Genomic DNA, 17,211 nt, shown 5'->3' on the forward strand with positions numbered 1-17,211 from the left:
GATCGGTGCCCTCGGCAACCAATCTGGAGACACCACGATGGCCCTCACGCTGTATGGCGCTTTGATCTCCCCGTTCGTGCGCAAAGTGCGCCTGGCCCTCACCGAAAAAGGGCTGGCCCACGAGGTCGTGCACATCGACCCATTCAATCCGCCGGCGGATTATCCGCAGTTGAACCCGCTTAAGCGCATTCCAGCGTTGGTGGATGGCGATCTGACGCTGGCCGATTCGGCAGTGATTTGCGACTACCTGGAACAGCGCTACCCGCAGCCGGCGCTGTATCCCGTCGACCCGGCAGAGCGCGCGCGAGCGCTGTGGTACGAAAAGCTGGCCGATTATGAAGTGGCGCCGTGGAGCACCTTCACGGTATTCCGCCAACGGGTGCTGCTGCCGTTGAAGGGCCAGTCGCCCGATGAAGACGCTATCCAGAAGGCCCTCAACGAGCGCCTGCCACCGCTGTTTGATCTATTCGAAGCGCGTTTGGCGCAGCAGTCGTGGCTGGCCGGCAACGCCCTGAGCGTGGCGGACCTGGCCATCACCTGCCAGCTGGTCAATTTCGGGTATGGCCAAGAACAAGTGGATGCGGCGCGGTGGCCAGCACTGGCCGCCCACGGTGAACGGGTACGCGCGCGGGCGTCGTTTGTCACGGTGTTCAGTGAAGAACAAGCGCTGGTGGCCAAGTTGATGGCAGCGCGGGCGCGTTAAAACGGAAGCGGCACCGGCCGGATCGGTGCCGCGTTCGAAACTACCGCATCACTCAGCACTGAGCGGGCTGATTACTCCCCAAGCGCGGCGGCTAATCGCTATTCAGCGGCCCGGCAACGGCTGGCGTTTTCTATGCCCATCCGACGACTACGCCGGGCAGCTCCTCACTCCGGCGCGCGAATTCCGGCCAAAGAGCGGAAGCAATGTTCGCGCGCCAGTCCGATGAAATCCTGCAAATAAGGTGAGTCGGCGTCCTCGCTGCGCACACCGGCATAGAGCGTGCGCCAGACGCCGGCTTCACCCAACGATACTGCTGTCACTAAGCCCGGCTCCAAGTATTCGGTCAGCGCCCAGTTCGGCAGCGCCACCACACCGCGGCCGCTGGCCGCTAGCTGGATCATCATCGGCGTCAGTTCGGCGGTGCGAACGGCGCTCGGGGTGACGCCGGCCGGATCCAGGAAGGCGGTGAACACATCCAACCGATCGCGTTCCACCGGGTAGGTGATCAGGGTGACACCGGCCAAATCCTCCGGCGCCACATTGCGCCGGCGCGCCAGCGGGTGGTCGTTGGCCACCGCCAGCACCAGTTCATAGCGGAATAACGGCGCCCACTGCACGGCTTCGGTGGTGTCTGGATCGGAGGTGATCACCAGATCCAGATCACCGCGCACCAGTGCCGGCAGCGGCGCGAACGAGAATGCCGCCGACAGGTCCAGCGTTACGCCTGGCCATAGGCCACGGAAGCGGTCCAGCGCCGGCATCAGCCACTGGAAGCAGGAGTGGCACTCAATCGCCACATGCATGCGCCCGCTTTCGCCGGCGGCCATACGCCGCAGTTCACGCTCCAGCGCCTGCATCTGCGGCAGCACTTGATCGGCCAGCTCCAGCACTTTCAACCCCGGATTAGTGAAGCGCAGCGGTCGCGTGCGCCGGTGCAACAACTGCAAACCGAGCCGCCCTTCCAGCTCTTTGAGCTGGTGTGACAGCGCCGACTGGGTGACATGCAGATGCTCTGCGGCCTCCACCAGACTGCCGTGCTGACGGATAGCGCTGAGCGTTTCCAGATGGCGACGTTCGAGCATGAATCTTCCTCATCAATCAATCCAACCGCGAGATAGTGCCTTATCGACAATCACTAGCACAACGCGGCATTTTGCCGTTGCGCCCGCAATCATGCCGCCCAAGAACATGAATAACATTCATCAACGCCATCCCTTGCTAAGGACTAAGCAGCCCACCCGCGACATGGGCGCTTCGTATTCGAACGCCCCAGCCTAACAACCAGCGCGCTGGCGTATCGCCAATTCGCCGCACCACTTGGTTTTTGCCATCTCCGGCACTCCGCTACACTGCGCCCCTGCCTTGCCGAACGGAGCCACCCATGGCTGATCCCGTCTCCCCCACCCGCTGGCACTATCTGCTGCCGCTGACCACGGTTCTGATCTGGTCCGGTAACACGCTGGTGACCAAACTCGCCCACGGCCGCATCGACCCGGAAGCGATTCTGTTTTATCGCTGGCTGCTGGCGGCGCTGTTGATGACGCCGCTACTGCTGCCGTTGCTGTGGCGCCAACGCCATCTATTGCGCCCTCACCTGCTGCGACTGCTGGTGCTGGGAGTGCTCGGCATGGTGGTGTACCAAGGGCTGGCCTATTACGCCGCGGCCACCACCAGTGCCACCAACATGGCGATCCTGCTGGCGCTGTCGCCGCTGCTGGCCGGTCTGATCGGCAGCGCTCTCACCGCCGACCGACTGACGTGGGGCGTGGTGATCGGTGGGCTGGTGTCATTTGCCGGGGTGGTGTGGCTGATTTCCGGCGGCGCGCCGCTGACGCTGCTGCACACCCGCCCACAGCCGGGCGACGCACTGATGCTGATTGCCGTCACCGCCAACGCGCTGTACGGAGCGCTGCTACTGCGTTGGCAGTTTCCGTTCAGCCACTGGCTGCAGCTCTATATCCAGATCCTGGCCGCCATGCTGGTGCTGACGCCGTGGTTTGCGGTCACCACCACCGCCCCGGTCACTGCTGCCGGGCTGCCGCTGGTGCTGTATGCCGGGGTGCTGGCCTCGGTGGGCGCGCCGCTGCTGTGGATCAAGAGCATCCAAGCACTCGGCCCCGGCCGCGCCAGTCTGTTCCTCAACCTGACCCCGGTGTTCGTGGCGCTGGCCGCCATGCTGTGGCTGGATGAGCAACTGGCCGGTTACCACCTGGTGGGGGGATTGCTGGCCTTGGCCGGGGTGGCGCTGGGACAGCGCATCCGGCGGCCGCTGCGGCGGTGATCGAACTGCAACAATCAGGCGCTATAACAGGCTCCGGTCAGTTCCGACGGAGCACCCATGGCAACAACCTTGGTTCCCTGGCCGCAGTTGGCATCCACCTTTGATGACGGCCTGATTCTCGGCAACGGCGCCAGCATCGCCGTCTGCCCCGCCTTTCATTACCGCACGCTGCGCCAACATGTGGAGCAGCGTGCACCGCAACTGGCAGCGCTCTACCAAGCCGCCGGCAGCGCCAACGCCGAGCGCGCCTTGGGTTGGCACCGGCGCCGCCATCCACAGGATCCGCTGCCGCGCCATCAGCTACGTCTGCATCTGCTGCAGGCGCTGCAACAGCACCACGTCAGTCACGCCACGCTGGCGCCGCTGCTGCCACGGCTGCGCCGTTTCCTCAGCCGCTTCCGCACCGTCGCCACGCTCAACTATGACGCCATCGCGCGCTGGGCGGCGGCCTGTCCGGCACCCAGTGTACGCCCGATCGGCTGGCAGCCGGACGGCGACAACACTCTGCTGGTGTTTCCCCATGGCCAGTTGAGCGAACACGGCAGCGTGGTGTGCGCCGGCTCCGCCGCGGAAAAACGCCGCGCCATAGCCGGCCACCATTACCTGCGTCAGGTCTATGAGGGCGTGCTGCCCAACATGGCGGAATCGCTGGTGATCTATGGTTGGAGTCTGGGGCCCCAGGACCGCCACATCGTTGCCCAGCTCGGTCGCCAGCGGCGACTGCGACGGGTGGCGGTAGCGGTCTACCGCCACGACCCACTGGTGATGCGCCGCGCCCAGCGGTTGTTCGGCAACGGACGGCGCGAACTGGTGTTTTTCGACGCGGAAAGCCCCGGTTGCTGGGCCCAGGCCGAGGTTGAACACAGCGGCCAGTGCTCGCCACACGGCAATGTCTCCGCCATGTGAGCGGCGCCGTGGATGGCGCCGAGGGTAAACTTCGCGCCGGCCCGCCAGCCGGAATCTGCCCCGGCTTGCACCGCGCTGATCTGCAAGCACGCAGCGACGACCACCAAAGTCTTATTTAAAAGCGGCGCTTTCCGTGGAAGCCTGACTGCCGCAACCCGCTGTTCGGCGCCGTCACTTCGCTTTGGAGATGCGTCCCCTGATGTTGGATCAAGCCCTGCTGCTGGATGACGCCGGCCGTCCTTTTACTCAAAACGGGCCGACCTTCTCGGAGGACTGGGATCAGGTCGCGGCGTTCTGCCGCCAGGTCTACATGCCGTTCCGGGTGCAGCCAGCGGCGCCACGCACAGCGCCGGCGGCCACCATGCGCTTAGCGCAGATCGGCCGCATCACCCTTACTCGCTTTGCCTACGGTGTGCCGGTGCATCTGGACCGCTTCGATCCGGATGCCGGCAACATTTTGGTGCTCAACACCCTGCGCGGCACGCTGCGCCATCAACAAGATGGCGGCCAGCATGTCAGCACCGCCGCCGGCGACAGTTTCGTAGTGGACTGCTCGCGCACCGACTACTGGCTGGACGCCGACGCCAGCCACATGCAACTCAACCTGACCATTCCCCATGATGTGGTGGAAAACATCGCCACTCGCTGGCTGGGCGGCCGCCCCGATCCGCAGCTGTGGACTCAGCGCGTCGCCTTCGGCGGCACCGGTTCCCGTTGGCACACACTGCTGGCGTACGCGGTGCGCTCGATCCAAGCCGATGGCAGCCTGCTACTGGGCACCAACGCCGCCGCACATCTGGAGGAAATGTTGTGTGTGGAACTGCTGCAAGCTTGGAGCGAACGCGCCGGCCTGCCGCTGCGTGCCGCCACGGCGGCGGCGCCCCATTATGTGTGCCGCGCCGAGCAGATCATGGCCGCCGAAGCAGCGCAGCCGCCCACCATCGGCGCCATTGCTGAACGCGTGGGGGTGTCCACCCGCGCGCTATCGGATGGCTTCCGTCGCACCCGTGGTATGACGCCACAGCAGTTCCTGCGCCAGCGCAGGCTGGAAGGCTTCCATCGTGCTCTGCAGCAAGCGCGCCCCGGTGACACCATCACCACCGTGGCTGCGGACTGGGGCTTCGTCAATCTGGGCGCGCTGGCCAAGCGCTACTACGAGCACTTCGGCCAGCTACCGTCCCGCACCTTGGCGCAGCGGCGACACAACTGATACAGCCCGCTTCCGATCCGGAGCAACCACTGCCGTTCTGGAATGGCAGGGAGGTGTGCACTGCGGCACGCTGCCGGCAGACCATTTCCCACATTCCAATAACAGGAGAACGGCATGCAGCTTCCGACTTCGTCCCTTGACGGCATCCTGCAACGAGCGGTATCAGCCACCCCAGCGGTCCCTGGCGTGGTGGCCATGGTCACCGACCGCGATCGGACCCTTTATTCCGGCGCCGCTGGCGTGCAAGGCCCCGGCGCCGCGCCGATGGCCGAGGACACCGTGTTCGCCATGTTCTCTACCACCAAGGCAGTGGCCGGCACCGCGGTGCTGCAGTGCGTAGAAGAAGGACTGCTGGATTTGGACGCGCCGGCGAAGGACTACCTGCCGGCCATTGCTGGCCTGCAAGTACTGGACGGCTTCGATGGGCAGGGTCAGCCGCAACTGCGGGCGCCTAAAACCGACTTGACGGCGCGTCACCTGCTCACCCACACCGGCGGCTTTGCTTACGATTTCTTCAACGAGAAATACCTCACCCTGGCGCTCGAGCATGGCCAGCCCAGTGTCATCAGCTGCACCCGCGCGGCGCTGGAGACACCGCTGCTGTTTGATCCCGGCAGTCAGTGGGAGTACGGCACCAACATCGATTGGGCTGGATTGATCGTGGAGCAGCTGCGCGGCCAGCGCCTTAGCCAAGTGTTGCGCGAGCGGGTGTTCGAGCCGCTGGCGATGCGCGACATTGGCTTCACCCGCAGCCCCTCCATGCGCGAGCGCACCGCGGCGGTGTACGCACGCGAAGCCAACGGCGGCTTGCAAGACATGAACCTGTTTCTGCCGGACCAGCCGGAGGTGGACTGCGGCGGGCACGGGCTGTACGCCAGCATTCCCGAATATATGAAGTTCATCCGCATGTGGCTGAACGACGGCGCCGGGCCCAGTGGCCAGGTGCTGAAACCGGATACCGTGGCCATGGCCACCCGCAACCAGCTACTGCCCCACCAGCGCGTCAAGCTGCTGCCTGGAGTAATACCGGCGCTATCGAACGATGCAGAAATGTACCCCGGTCTGCGCAAAGGTTGGTCATTCACCTTTATGACCTTGGAGGAAGATGCTCCCACCGGACGCCCGAGCGGCAGCGTCGGTTGGGCTGGACTGGCAAACCTCTACTACTGGATCGACCGCCACCACGGCATCGGCGGCTTCTGGGCCAGCCAAGTGTTGCCGTTTGCCGATCCGGCGTCCTATGGCGGTTACTTGGAATTTGAAACCGAGGTCTACCGGGCAGTGCGTGGCGGCTAAAGCGACCCGGGCCAGTCAGCCGTGGCTGGCTGGCCCTCGCGGCCGGTCTCAGACTGCGTTGCGGCGTGTCGAGCGCAAGCACACCGACACCGGCCAGACATTCGGCAACCGTAGCAACGAAAGGCAAAGACAAAGAAACGGAAGCCACCGACACCGGTAGCCTGCCGTGGATCAGGCGTCGACGAACACTTGCTCCAGCCGCTCTACCTGCAGCATGCGGTGGGTCCACAGCTCCAGTTGCGACGGCTCGGCGCCGCGCACGCGCGCCTCCAGCGGCGCTGGCAACGTACCGAAACGGGCGGTGAGCAAACGCAGCAACAGTCGTTGCTCGCTGTCGGCGCTGTGGCGCCGGGCACTGCGGGACCGCCGCGGTTGCGACGCCGGCTCCGGGTAATGACGCATGCTGTGACTGTGTTCCCTGCTGTGGCGTGGCCACTTGTTGTTGTTCATCCCACCGTCCCCTCACGGGCCCATTCGCAACGCACCGTCAGCGGCGCGTCTCCGGGTCTGTGGCACTCATCCAGCGCTTGCCAAGCGAAACTGTGGCGGCCGGCGGTCTCGGTATCTAGGTGGACCACCGCGGTGGCCCAGTACATCTGCTGCAACAGCGCCTCGAACTGGCGAATCCAGTGGCTCCATTCGTATTCGACGCCGGTGTCGGCGAGGCCGAAATGGATCAGCTGGCTGCGCGTTTCGCCGTGTTCGTCATCCCCCGACACGGCAAACAGCTCGCGGCTGAGCAGCGCGCCACTGTCTGCCAGGGGCAGTTGGCGCAACGCGCGCCGATTGTGCATGCAACGGCGCTGCTGCGCCAGCCTGTCCGGGCTGGCGGGCAAACGGATGCAACCGTATACCACCGCTTCGCTGTCCATGCGGCTAGCGTCGGCCACAGGCCCGCAGTTGCTGGTCATAGATGGCGGCCATGCGCGCCACCCGGTTGGCGGCACCGAGCATCGAACGATTGTGGCGGTAGGTGCCACGGGCATAGCCGCCGTGACCGGCGTAGTAGGCGAGGTAGAGGTTGTAAGCGTCGGTTTTGGCAATGCCGTTGCGGCGGTGCGATTGGTCGTGATACCAGCCGACAAAGTGGATCGCGTCCTTGAAGCGGGTACGGCTGCCGGAGCGGCCGCTTTCCTCTTCGTACCAGCCCCAAGTGCTGGTCAGCGCCTGCGCGTAACCGTAAGCGGTGGAAGGCCGTCGCCAGGGAATGAAGCCCAGCAATTTGCGGCGCGGCGGCCGCGCGCGCGGCACGAAACGCGATTCCTGGTAGATGGTGGCCATCATCACCGGTACTGGCACGCCGAACTCGGTTTCCACCCGCTTGGCCTGCTTCTGCCAGTTGTTGAACAGGCTGCTGCGCTGCTCAAAGATCAAGCAGGCGTTGTCGACGTTGTCTGGTGGCCGGTAGGCGCAGCCGGTCAAGGTCAGGATCGCGAGCAGCAGCGTCAGCAGTTTCATGGTTTGGCAGTTAACCCGTGTTCGTTCAGCAGCGCAACCAAGGCGTCTTCATCCAGTACGGTGATGCCAAGCTCCTCAGCCTTGGCCAATTTGCTGCCCGCCGCCTCGCCCGCCACCACTGCGTGAGTTTTCTTCGACACACTGCCGCTGACTTTAGCTCCCAACTGCTGCAACAGTCCTTTTGCGGCATCGCGGGTGAGCTGGCTGAGCGTGCCGGTGAGCACCCAGGTCTGGCCAGCCAACGGCAGTTGGTCCGCCGCCGGGCGTTCAGCTGGATCGTGCTCATCAAACCGTACCCCGGCCGCCAACAGCGCTTCGATCACCGCCCGGTTATGCGGCTCGGCGAAGAAGTGCTGCACGTTGCTGGCCACCACTGGGCCGACGTCGGGCACTTCTTGCAACGCCTGCTCGTCCGCTGCCATCAGCAGCGCCAGCCGGCCAAAATGCTGGGCTAGCCCTTGGGCCGTCGCTTCGCCCACCTCGCGGATACCGAGCGCATAGAGGAACCGCGCCAAGCTGGTGTCTTTGCTGCGCTCCAACGCCTGCATCAGGTTCTCGGCGGACTTGTCGCCCATGCGCTCCAGCGACGCCACCTGCTCTACCCGTAATGCGAATAAGTCCGCCGGCGACTGCACCCAGCCTTTGTCCACCAGCGCATCCACCAGCTTTTCGCCGAGGCCGTCCACATCCAGCGCCCGGCGGGAAGCAAAGTGACGCAGGGCCTCCTTGCGCTGGGCCGGGCACACCAGCCCGCCGCTGCAACGGGCCACCACTTCGCCGTCTGGCACGAACACATCGCTGCCACAGGCCGGGCACGCGGTGGGTAGCACGATGGTGGCGGCATCCGCTGGACGCCGCTCGGGCAACACCCGCACCACTTTCGGAATCACATCGCCGGCGCGGTAAAGCACCACGCTGTCACCGATATGCAGATCCAGCCGCTGTACTTCATCCATGTTGTGCAACGTGGCGTTGCTGACCGTGACGCCGCCCACCTGCACCGGCGTCAGCCGCGCCACCGGCGTGATGGCGCCGGTACGGCCGACCTGGAAGTCGACCCCTTCCAGCACGGTGATTTCTTCCTGGGCGGGGAATTTGTGTGCCACCGCCCAGCGCGGGGCGCGCGACACAAAGCCCAGGTCTTGCTGCCAGTCGAGCCGGTCGACTTTGTACACCACGCCATCGATGTCATAGCCGAGGCCGTCACGGCCGGCCAGCAACTCACGGTAGAAGCGTTCCAGCGCCGCCAGCCCAGCACACACCCGCACGTGACTGTTGACGCGAAAGCCCCAGTCGCGCAGCAGCGCCAGCAAGTCGCTGTGGCGCGCCGGCCACGGCTGCCCGTCCAACTGCGCCACCGCATAGGCATGCAGTTCCAGCGGCCGCTGAGCGGTGATCGCCGGGTCCAGCTGGCGCAGGCTGCCGGCAGCGGCGTTGCGAGGATTGGCGAATGGCTTGGCGCCGTCGGCCAATTGACGCTGGTTGAGCGCTTCGAAACCGGCGTGGGTGATGATCACTTCGCCACGCACCTCCAGCCGCGCCGGAGCCTGGCCACGCAGCACCAACGGCACCGAGCGCATGGTGCGCACATTGAGGGTGATGTCTTCGCCGGTGGTGCCATCGCCGCGCGTGGCAGCGCGCACCAGCCGGCCGTCTTCGTACAGCAAGCTCACCGCTAAACCATCGAGCTTGGGCTCGCCGACGTAATCCACCTCGGTGCTGATGTCGAGCCGCTCGCGGATACGGCGGTCAAAGTCGGCCAACTCGTCGTCATCGAACACATTGCCGAGCGACAGCATCGGCACGTCGTGCTGGACGGTGGCAAAGCCTTCCAGTGGCCGGTCGCCGACGCGCTGGGTGGGAGAATCCGGCGTCACCAGTTCGGGGTGCTGCTGCTCCAGCGCTTGCAACGCGCGGAAGGCGCGGTCGTATTCGGCATCCGGCACGCCCGGATCATCGAGCACGTAGTAGCGGTAGCTCCAATCTTGTAGCTGCGCACGCAGGGCAGCGGCGCGCTCGGCATCGCCGGCCGGCGCGGCAAACAGATCGTCCTGGCTCATAAACGACAGCTCTTGAATGCACATGGCGCCCCGCAGGGCGCCATGTCAGGTCACTGTTCCTGCAACAAGTGCCAGCGGCGCTCGAATTCGCGCACGCGCTCGCGCAGGTGTTCCATGGTTTGCGGGGTGAGCACATTACGGTGCTCGTCTTTGAGTTCGCCGCCGAGGGCTTCGGCCAGCATGCGCACGGTATCAAGCATGCGCTCCAGCGCCGCCACTGGCCGCGACGGGCCGGGCAGGCCCATGAAGAAAGTCATGCCGGCGTACAGCTGTTCTTCCATGGCGTCGATATCGAAGGTGCCGGGCACCACCGCATTGGCCATGGAAAACTGCAGCACGTCGCGCCCCTGCTCATTGCGATGGCAGTGGAAGATGTCCATTTCGCCATAGCGCAGACCGCTTTCCAGCAGCAGCGCCAGCAAAGTAGCGCCGGCAAAGCGCTCACCCGCGGGGGCAACCAAATGCACCACCACCACTTCCATTGGCTCGGCCGCCGGTGCGGGCGTGCGCGCCGCACGGCTCGGCTCAGCACGCGCCGCCGGAGCCGGTTGCGGCAGATCTTGGCGTGGCGCCGCCGGACGCGGCGGCACCTTATCGGCCAGCGGGTCCGGACGCGCGGCGGGCGCGGCGCGCACTGGCTCCGGTTCTTCCGGCTCTAGCTGCGCGTACAACTCGTCGTCCGGCTCGTCATCGAACAGCGCCTGCTGGCTGTCGGGGCCGGGCGCGGCCACATGGCGCTGCACCCGTCGGGCGCCGCCGGAGGGCAGCTCCGGATTGTGTTCATCGTTACTGTGGTCGTCGTCATCATCCTGCACCTTGCGCCGTGACGGCCGAATGCTCATGCGCAGGCGGGTGGCCCGCTCGCGCAGCATGCGCCGAAAGCCGTCAGCGGCAATCAGCAGGATCAGGATGACTAAAATGCCAACCAGGGTTTCAAGATTCAGGCCCATGAGCTTGCCTCTGTCCTTGTTTGTAGACCCCCGTCTTCCCACTTATTGCGCATCACAGTGCAGCCATCTCTGCGGCTTCGTCCACGTCCACCGACACCAAGCGCGACACCCCCGGTTCGTGCATGGTGACCCCCATCAACGCCTGCGCCATTTCCATGGCGATCTTGTTGTGAGTGATATAGATGAACTGGACCACACTGGACATTTCATTCACCAAATTACAGAAGCGGCCGACGTTGGCATCATCCAGCGGCGCGTCCACTTCGTCGAGCATACAAAAAGGCGCCGGATTGAGGCGGAAAATAGAGAACACCAATGACAAGGCTGTGAGCGCCTTCTCACCGCCGGACAGCAAATGGATGGTGCTGTTTCGTTTGCCCGGCGGCCGCGCCATGATCGCCACCCCGGTATCGAGCAGGTCTTCGCCGGTCAATTCCAGGTAGGCATGGCCGCCGCCGAATACTTTCGGGAACAGCTCCTGCAGCCCTTTATTGATGCGGTCGAAGTACTCCTTGAAGCGGGTGCGGGTTTCGCGGTCAATCTTGCGGATGGCGTTTTCCAGCGTCCGCAGCGCGTCTTCCAGATCAGCATTCTGGCTGTCCAGGTATTCCTTGCGCTCGGCCTGGGTTTTGTATTCATCGATCGCCGCCAAGTTGATCTGGCCCAGGCGGCTGATGCGCCCCGCAATGGCTTCCAGTTCCTGGTTCCAGTCGCTCTCGTTGGCGTCTTCGGACAGGTTCTGCAGGACCGTGGGCAGATCGAATTGTTGTTCGGCCAACTGTTCTTGCACCGTGGTACGGCGCACTTGCAGCTCCTGCCACTGCATGCGCTTGCTGTCGAGCATGGTGCGCACTTCCTGCGCCTGATGCTCGAACTGCAAACGCTGGGCATCGAGGCCACGCACGTCGTGATCCACCCCTTCCAGATCACGGCGCGCCTGCTGCAGGCGCTGCTCCGCGTCGAGCCGCATTTCCAGTTTTTCTTCCAGCTGTCCGCGCAACTCCAGCACCGGGTCGTCGCCTTCGTCGAGCTGGTTTTCCAGCAGCGTCTTGCGTTCCGCCAGCGCCGCCACCTGGGCTTCCAAACGCACCAGACCTTGGCGCAATGACTCCGCCTGAGTGCGTGCGGCCTGGGCCGACATCGCCAACTGGTGGGCTTGGTCGCGTTGCTGGCGCGCACTCTGGCGCGCGCTTTCCAGCTGGCCACGGGTGTGATCGCGGCGGGCCAGCAGCGCTTCGCGCTGGCTGCTGTCCTGCTCCATGGCATCCAACGCTTCGCTCAGCGTGGCGCGGGCGTCTTTGATGTGCTCTTGCTCTTCCGCGCGCTGAGCGCGGCTGTCTTCCAGTTCTTGGGACAACCGCTCACGGCGCATGGTGATCTGTTCCAAACGCACCTGGCGAGCACTGATCTGGGCGCTGAGCTCGCCCATCTCGCGGTTAATGCGGCTTACTTGGCGCAGGCATTCCTCGCGCTCGTGCTCCAGCTCCTGCACCTGCTCGCGGCCTTGCTCCAGCGCCAAGCGGTGTTCGGCCACTTGCTCTTCCAGCAGCGGCAAAGCCTCGTCCAATTCGTCCAGTTCGCGGCGGCGAGCGAGGATGCCGGCACCTTGGTCATCACCGCCGGCCACGCGCAGCCAATCCGGCCCGAGCCAGATGCCGTCGCGGGTCACCACCGATTGACTGACGCCAAGGCTGGCGCGACGCGCCAATGCTTGGGCAAAAGTCTCCACCGCAAACACTTGGCCGAGCCAAGCGGGCGCCGGGCCGCTGACCAGCGCGGCCAGCGTGGTGTCACCCGCGGGCACCGTCAGCGGACCGGGGGTCACCAGGCACAAGCGGCCATGGGACAGATCGCCAAGCCAGCCCTCCACCTGCTCAAAGCCGTCTAGGCAAATGCCTTGCAAGGCATCACCAAGCACCATTTCCACGGCGTTTTCCCAGCCCGGCTCCACCGTCAGGCCGTCGGACAGGCGCGGCTTGCGTGCCAGTTGGTGACGCTCCAGCCACAGCGCCAGTTGGCCGTCATCGCCCTGGGCGGCTTTCTGCAGCGCTTCCAGGGTGGCGTGGCGGCTCTGCTTGAGTTGCAGCTGGTCACGGTCTTCTTCCAGCTTGCGACCGCGCTCGCCATTGTCGCGGCGGATTTGCAGGATCTGCTCCTGCACCGTTTCGGCGCGCATGTCCGCTTCTTCGGACTGCTCACGCAGCTGTGCGTGCTGCTCTTCCAGCTGGCGTGTTTCTGCGGCCAGCGGGCCGGCGTCGAGGGTGTCCTGCTCGCGCGCCAAGCGCTCAATGCGGTCAGACAGCCGTTCGATGGAGGTTTCCAGATGCTGGATGCGCGACTGTTCCACTTCCGCGCGGCGCCGGGATTCCGAGGAACTGAGGTTGAAGTGGTCCCACTCCTGCTGCCACAGCTGCATGGTCTCTTCTGCCATCGCTAGCTGCTCGGCGGTCTCGGCATCCTGCTCGCGCGCCATTTCCAGCGCCGGCTCCAACTCATCCAGCTGGGCGTCCAGTTCCGCCACCCGCTCGGCGTCGGTGTCGCGGTGGTTCACCGATTCCTGCCAGCTACGCCGTATTTGTTCGAGTTCGTCGTTGAGCTGGTGCTTGCGTTCACGCTGGTGCTGAATGCTTTGTTCCAGCCGCGCCACTTCGGCGCCCAACGCGTAGTACTCCTGCTGCACGCTGTTGTAGCGGTCTTGCAGTTCGGTGTGGCCATCGCGCAGCCGTTCCAGCTCGGCATCCACCCGGCGCTGCTCGGCCACGCGCGCTTCCACCTGCACCTCCAACTCGCGCATGATCTGCTCGATCTGCTCGACTTGGGCGTTCAGGGTGCGCCAGCGTAGGGCCCGCACTTGGGCGGACAGCAGCCGCTCTTCCTCTTTGTATTGCTTGTATTTTTCTGCCGCCGCCGCCTGCCGTGACAACCGCTCCAGTTGCCGCTCCAGCTCTTCACGGATGTCGGTCAGCCGCTCCAGGTTCTCGCGCGTACGGCGCATGCGGCCTTCGGTTTCCTTGCGCCGTTCCTTGTAGCGGGAAATGCCGGCCGCTTCTTCGATGTACACGCGCAGGTCTTCCGGGCGCGCCTCGATCAGTCGCGAGATCATGCCCTGCTCGATGATGGCGTAACTGCGCGGCCCAAGACCGGTGCCGAGGAACACATCGGTGATGTCTTTGCGGCGGCACTTAGTGCCGTTGAGGAAGTAGTTCGATTGGCCGTCACGGGTAACTAGGCGGCGAATGGAGATTTCGGCAAACCGCGCGTATTCGCCGCCAATCTTGCCGTCGCTATTGTCGAAGACCAGTTCGATGCTGGCTTGGGATATCGGCTTGCGCGCATTGGAGCCGTTGAAGATGACGTCGGCCATGGATTCGCCGCGCAGATTCTTCGCCGACGATTCGCCCATCACCCAACGTACCGCATCGATGATGTTGGATTTGCCACAGCCGTTCGGCCCCACCACCGCCGTGAGGTTCTCCGGGAACAGCGCGGTGGTCGGGTCCACAAAGGATTTGAAACCCGCCAGCTTGATACTTTTCAGACGCATGACTGGACCTGATCAAGGCACGCCCGTGGGGGGTGCGGAGTTTCATGACGCTGCGGACAGAATCACGGGCACCCGGTCCGGTGCCTGCGTCGCCGTGGCAAGCCCGGCCTCCCTTGGCGTTGAGCGGCACGGAAAAACCGTGAGTGTATATAAATTTGCGCGCCCGCACTAACCTCGACCGCTCAAATAACCGCCGCCTGACACCCTGCCCGTTGGCCGCTGCGTCGGCTATCCTGTGCGGGGCCGGCCACGCCGGACCGCTGTTCATTTGCTGCCAAGGACCCGCCGTGATCGCACCCTTTGCCGAAGCCCTCGACACCCTGCGCCGCAGTGCCGCGCTGGCGCGCAGTCGCACGCTGCGCAGCTGGGTGGTCGTACCCGTACTGGTCAACATCCTGCTGTTCGGTACTGCCTATTACTTTGCTGCCACCTGGATCAGCGGCCTGATTGCTGGCTATGCCTCCGGCTGGGCCATCGAAGGCACCTTCGCGTTCCTCAACCCGGGACTATCGCTGCTGTCGGGACTGCTGCAGGTGGTGGTGTGGCTGTCGCTGCTGGTGTTGATGGCGACGGTGTTCACCGCGGTGGCGCAATTGCTGGCCAGCCCGTTCATGGGCTTCCTCGCCGCCAAGGTGGACCTGATGCACGCCGGTCCGCTGGGCTTCCCGCCGCAGCCGGAAGAGAGCATCGCCGGCATGACTTGGCGCACCATCAAGCGCGAGCTGCGCAAATTCTGGTACTGGCTGTGGCGCGCCGTGCTGCTGCTGATACTGGTGGTGATCCTGTCGTTCATCCCCGGCCTCAACCTGCTCGGCACCGCGCTCTGGTTCGGCTGGAGCGCATGGATGATGGCAATTCAATACATCGACTACGGCGCCGACACCCGCCTGGTGCCCTTTGCCGAGGTCTTGGCGCGGCTGCGCCAGCGGCGACTGGCGGTGCTGTCGCTGGGCGGCATCATCCTCGGGCTGTCATTGGTGCCCCTGGTGAACTTGGTGATCATGCCGGTGGCGGTGATCGCCGGCACCCTGTTCTGGCTGGAGCGAATGGCGCCACGGCCGGCCATGGCCAGCCAGGGTGCGGTGGTGGTGACGCCGGCCGGCCGCCATACCGACAGCAGTGTGCAGCGTTGACTCAGCGCTGCTTGCGGCGGCCCCAAGCGGCTTCGATCTGGCGCGCGCGCTGGATCGATTCCTGCACCAGCGATGACTGGTGCTCGGCAAATTCGCGGATGATCTCCAGCGCCGAACGCACATCGCGACGGAAGATGGTTTCGATGGTGGCCTTAAAGAAGCCCAGGCACTCTTTCATTTCGTCCGGATCAATGTGGATCGCCATGTAGTAGGCGCGGCGGATGGCGGGGTCCAGATTGGCAAGAATGTCTTCGACAAAATCATTGCGGGCATAGGGATAAAGCGTTTCGAAGAATGCGAAGCTGCTGTCAAAAAATGCCTGGGTATCGCGGCTGGCGGCCTGCTCGCTGAGCTGGTGAATCAGCTCAATGAACACATCTAGGTCTTCTTCTTTCATCACCTTGATGGCCTTGCGCACCACCAGCCCGAGCAGCACCTGGGCAATCTCGTAAAGGCTGCGCACTTGGCTTTCTGACAAGTCTTTCACCACCGCACCACGGCGCGGCAGGATGTCGATCAGGTGGCGGCGCTGCAAGATCAGCAGTGCCTCGCGCACCGAGCCACGGCTCACTTCCAGCTCGCTGGTGATGCGCAGCTCCTGAATGCGGTCGCCGGGCAGCATTTCTCCGCGGATGATCTGTTGGCCCAAATGCTGGGCGATCTGTTCCGACAGACTGTCGTTGGCTTTGAATTGCATGGCGGCACCCCACGCTGGAAAGTCGCTGGATCGGTGTCGGACAACCGTCACCGCATTGTCGGACTATACAACAAAGATCGTAAAACACCCCCTGCCCCGGCCGGCCATGCGTGACGCACCGGTCACTTGCCACTGTCCACAGTTACCCACAGATTCTGTGGATAACTTTGTGAACAAGGCGGGGAGAAGCGGCCACAGGCCGCATCAATCGGGCACTTGCTACAAAACGATGAAAATTCACGCAACACTATTTTTTATTGATATCAATCACTTAGCGCTGATCATTCGCTGACCGACGGCAGCTCTGTGCTGTCCGCTGCGGTGCACAAGGCCCAACAGACCCTGTGCAAAACTTCAAGTACTTGCACGCCGTGACCTGCCCGATTAGGGGCTTTGCCAGGCTTCAGCGACGCATGCTGAAGGTGGTGCTGAGCACCAACGTCGGTTCCATGTCCTTGTCGTAAGCGCTTTTTTCTTCCAGCACCGCAATACCCGCGCTGACGGTGAAGCGCACCGACGGCGTCAGCCACTGGCGGCCCAGCTCAGCGCCGAGGCCAAGCCGCTCGTACGAGCGCTCGCCCAGATCACCGAACATGGCGCCGACAAAAAACCCCGGCATTTGCATGGTGGTGCGCTCCAGCGGGCGCCGGGCGCCGACCACCCAGCGCAGTTCGTCCGTGTCCAACCCGCCCTTGCGCAGGTGCGCGCCGGGCAGCACGTAAAGGCTGTAGCGCTCGTTGGCCCACTCCAGGTTCGGCCCCACCACGCCGTTGGTGTAACCCAGCCCTACCAGCAATTCCGCCGACGCCAGCGCCGGGCACAGCAGCGCTGCACACAGCAGTCCGCGCTTGATCATGGTTCACCTCTAATCATTGTTTTAGTGGCGGCACCGGCGACGCCGGACCGCGGCGGCAGCTCATCACTGCCGTATAGGGCGCTAGGCACCCCCCCGGATCAATCAACCCAATAAAAA

Annotated in this window: 15 protein-coding genes; 6 read left to right on the plus strand and 9 right to left on the minus strand. The window is 64.3% G+C overall.

Features of this window, described 5'->3' with window-relative positions; genetic code table 11:
- Positions 1 to 37: 37 nt before the first annotated feature.
- A complete protein-coding gene (locus AB5I84_RS09460) occupies positions 38 to 703 on the plus strand; it encodes a glutathione S-transferase family protein (RefSeq protein WP_369455607.1) in 666 nt (221 codons plus the stop codon).
- 164 nt (positions 704 to 867) lie between these two features.
- Here the strand turns inward: AB5I84_RS09460 and AB5I84_RS09465 are convergent, their stop codons facing one another.
- Positions 868 to 1,785, minus strand: coding sequence for a LysR family transcriptional regulator (locus tag AB5I84_RS09465; RefSeq protein ID WP_369455608.1), 918 nt, complete (start codon positions 1,783 to 1,785; stop codon positions 868 to 870).
- 299 nt (positions 1,786 to 2,084) lie between these two features.
- On the opposite strand from AB5I84_RS09465, the gene AB5I84_RS09470 reads away from it, so the two are divergent.
- The 4 genes from AB5I84_RS09470 (at position 2,085) to acmB (ending at position 6,396) form a co-directional block, all read left to right on the plus strand.
- Positions 2,085 to 2,984 (plus strand): DMT family transporter, encoded by a 900-nt coding sequence (locus AB5I84_RS09470; RefSeq protein WP_369455609.1) that lies wholly within the window; start codon positions 2,085 to 2,087, stop codon positions 2,982 to 2,984.
- Between the two features lie 57 nt (positions 2,985 to 3,041).
- Positions 3,042 to 3,890: a DUF4917 family protein gene (locus AB5I84_RS09475; protein ID WP_369455610.1), complete on the plus strand. Its 849-nt coding sequence runs from the start codon at positions 3,042 to 3,044 to the stop codon at positions 3,888 to 3,890.
- Positions 3,891 to 4,089: 199 nt separating this feature from the next.
- Positions 4,090 to 5,100, plus strand: coding sequence for an AraC family transcriptional regulator (locus AB5I84_RS09480; protein WP_369455611.1), 1,011 nt, complete (start codon positions 4,090 to 4,092; stop codon positions 5,098 to 5,100).
- A gap of 114 nt (positions 5,101 to 5,214) precedes the next feature.
- Positions 5,215 to 6,396, plus strand: a complete 1,182-nt coding sequence (gene acmB, locus AB5I84_RS09485; RefSeq protein ID WP_369455612.1) for a methyl acetate hydrolase AcmB — start codon at positions 5,215 to 5,217, stop codon at positions 6,394 to 6,396.
- Between the two features lie 171 nt (positions 6,397 to 6,567).
- Here the strand turns inward: acmB and AB5I84_RS09490 are convergent, their stop codons facing one another.
- The 6 genes from AB5I84_RS09490 to smc are packed head-to-tail and all read right to left on the minus strand — an operon-like array spanning position 6,568 to position 14,408.
- Positions 6,568 to 6,846 (minus strand): DUF4351 domain-containing protein, encoded by a 279-nt coding sequence (locus tag AB5I84_RS09490; protein WP_369455613.1) that lies wholly within the window; start codon positions 6,844 to 6,846, stop codon positions 6,568 to 6,570.
- Positions 6,843 to 7,286 carry a hypothetical protein gene (locus tag AB5I84_RS09495; RefSeq protein WP_369455614.1) on the minus strand — a complete coding sequence of 148 codons (444 nt, stop codon included), beginning with the start codon at positions 7,284 to 7,286 and terminating at the stop codon, positions 6,843 to 6,845. Before AB5I84_RS09495 ends, AB5I84_RS09490 begins: the two co-directional genes overlap by 4 nt.
- Positions 7,273 to 7,854 carry a transglycosylase SLT domain-containing protein gene (locus AB5I84_RS09500; protein WP_369455615.1) on the minus strand — a complete coding sequence of 194 codons (582 nt, stop codon included), beginning with the start codon at positions 7,852 to 7,854 and terminating at the stop codon, positions 7,273 to 7,275. Before AB5I84_RS09500 ends, AB5I84_RS09495 begins: the two co-directional genes overlap by 14 nt.
- On the minus strand, positions 7,851 to 9,914 hold the full coding sequence (gene ligA / locus AB5I84_RS09505; protein ID WP_369455616.1) for an NAD-dependent DNA ligase LigA: 2,064 nt from the start codon (positions 9,912 to 9,914) through the stop codon (positions 7,851 to 7,853). Before ligA ends, AB5I84_RS09500 begins: the two co-directional genes overlap by 4 nt.
- A 50-nt stretch (positions 9,915 to 9,964) precedes the next feature.
- Entirely contained in the window at positions 9,965 to 10,864 is a 900-nt protein-coding gene (gene zipA, locus AB5I84_RS09510; RefSeq protein WP_369455617.1) for a cell division protein ZipA, read from the minus strand.
- Positions 10,865 to 10,916: 52 nt separating this feature from the next.
- Complete coding sequence (gene smc / locus AB5I84_RS09515; RefSeq protein ID WP_369455618.1) at positions 10,917 to 14,408, minus strand: chromosome segregation protein SMC; 3,492 nt, start codon at positions 14,406 to 14,408, stop codon at positions 10,917 to 10,919.
- Positions 14,409 to 14,695: 287 nt separating this feature from the next.
- Between smc and cysZ the strand changes: the two genes are divergently transcribed.
- Positions 14,696 to 15,541, plus strand: a complete 846-nt coding sequence (gene cysZ / locus AB5I84_RS09520) for a sulfate transporter CysZ (protein WP_369455619.1) — start codon at positions 14,696 to 14,698, stop codon at positions 15,539 to 15,541.
- A gap of 1 nt (position 15,542) precedes the next feature.
- Here the strand turns inward: cysZ and AB5I84_RS09525 are convergent, their stop codons facing one another.
- Both AB5I84_RS09525 and AB5I84_RS09530 read right to left on the minus strand, forming a co-directional pair.
- Complete coding sequence (locus AB5I84_RS09525) at positions 15,543 to 16,238, minus strand: GntR family transcriptional regulator (RefSeq protein ID WP_369455620.1); 696 nt, start codon at positions 16,236 to 16,238, stop codon at positions 15,543 to 15,545.
- 403 nt (positions 16,239 to 16,641) lie between these two features.
- Entirely contained in the window at positions 16,642 to 17,094 is a 453-nt protein-coding gene (locus AB5I84_RS09530; protein WP_369455621.1) for a hypothetical protein, read from the minus strand.
- Positions 17,095 to 17,211: the final 117 nt, after the last annotated feature.

It is taken from the genome of Alcanivorax sp. REN37, from assembly GCF_041102775.1.
GTDB lineage: Bacteria > Pseudomonadota > Gammaproteobacteria > Pseudomonadales > Alcanivoracaceae > Isoalcanivorax > Isoalcanivorax beigongshangi.

Bases quoted from the DNA above. Each gene is read 5' to 3' on its own strand.
- AB5I84_RS09490 (WP_369455613.1), bottom strand. From the start codon at position 6,846: ATGAACAACAACAAGTGGCCACGCCACAGCAGGGAACACAGTCACAGC.
- AB5I84_RS09465 (WP_369455608.1), bottom strand. From the start codon at position 1,785: ATGCTCGAACGTCGCCATCTGGAAACGCTCAGCGCTATCCGTCAGCAC.
- AB5I84_RS09530 (WP_369455621.1), bottom strand. From the start codon at position 17,094: ATGATCAAGCGCGGACTGCTGTGTGCAGCGCTGCTGTGCCCGGCGCTG.
- AB5I84_RS09460 (WP_369455607.1), top strand. From the start codon at position 38: ATGGCCCTCACGCTGTATGGCGCTTTGATCTCCCCGTTCGTGCGCAAA.
- smc (WP_369455618.1), bottom strand. From the start codon at position 14,408: ATGCGTCTGAAAAGTATCAAGCTGGCGGGTTTCAAATCCTTTGTGGAC.
- AB5I84_RS09470 (WP_369455609.1), top strand. From the start codon at position 2,085: ATGGCTGATCCCGTCTCCCCCACCCGCTGGCACTATCTGCTGCCGCTG.
- AB5I84_RS09500 (WP_369455615.1), bottom strand. From the start codon at position 7,854: ATGAAACTGCTGACGCTGCTGCTCGCGATCCTGACCTTGACCGGCTGC.
- acmB (WP_369455612.1), top strand. From the start codon at position 5,215: ATGCAGCTTCCGACTTCGTCCCTTGACGGCATCCTGCAACGAGCGGTA.
- AB5I84_RS09475 (WP_369455610.1), top strand. From the start codon at position 3,042: ATGGCAACAACCTTGGTTCCCTGGCCGCAGTTGGCATCCACCTTTGAT.
- zipA (WP_369455617.1), bottom strand. From the start codon at position 10,864: ATGGGCCTGAATCTTGAAACCCTGGTTGGCATTTTAGTCATCCTGATC.
- AB5I84_RS09480 (WP_369455611.1), top strand. From the start codon at position 4,090: ATGTTGGATCAAGCCCTGCTGCTGGATGACGCCGGCCGTCCTTTTACT.
- AB5I84_RS09525 (WP_369455620.1), bottom strand. From the start codon at position 16,238: ATGCAATTCAAAGCCAACGACAGTCTGTCGGAACAGATCGCCCAGCAT.
- ligA (WP_369455616.1), bottom strand. From the start codon at position 9,914: ATGAGCCAGGACGATCTGTTTGCCGCGCCGGCCGGCGATGCCGAGCGC.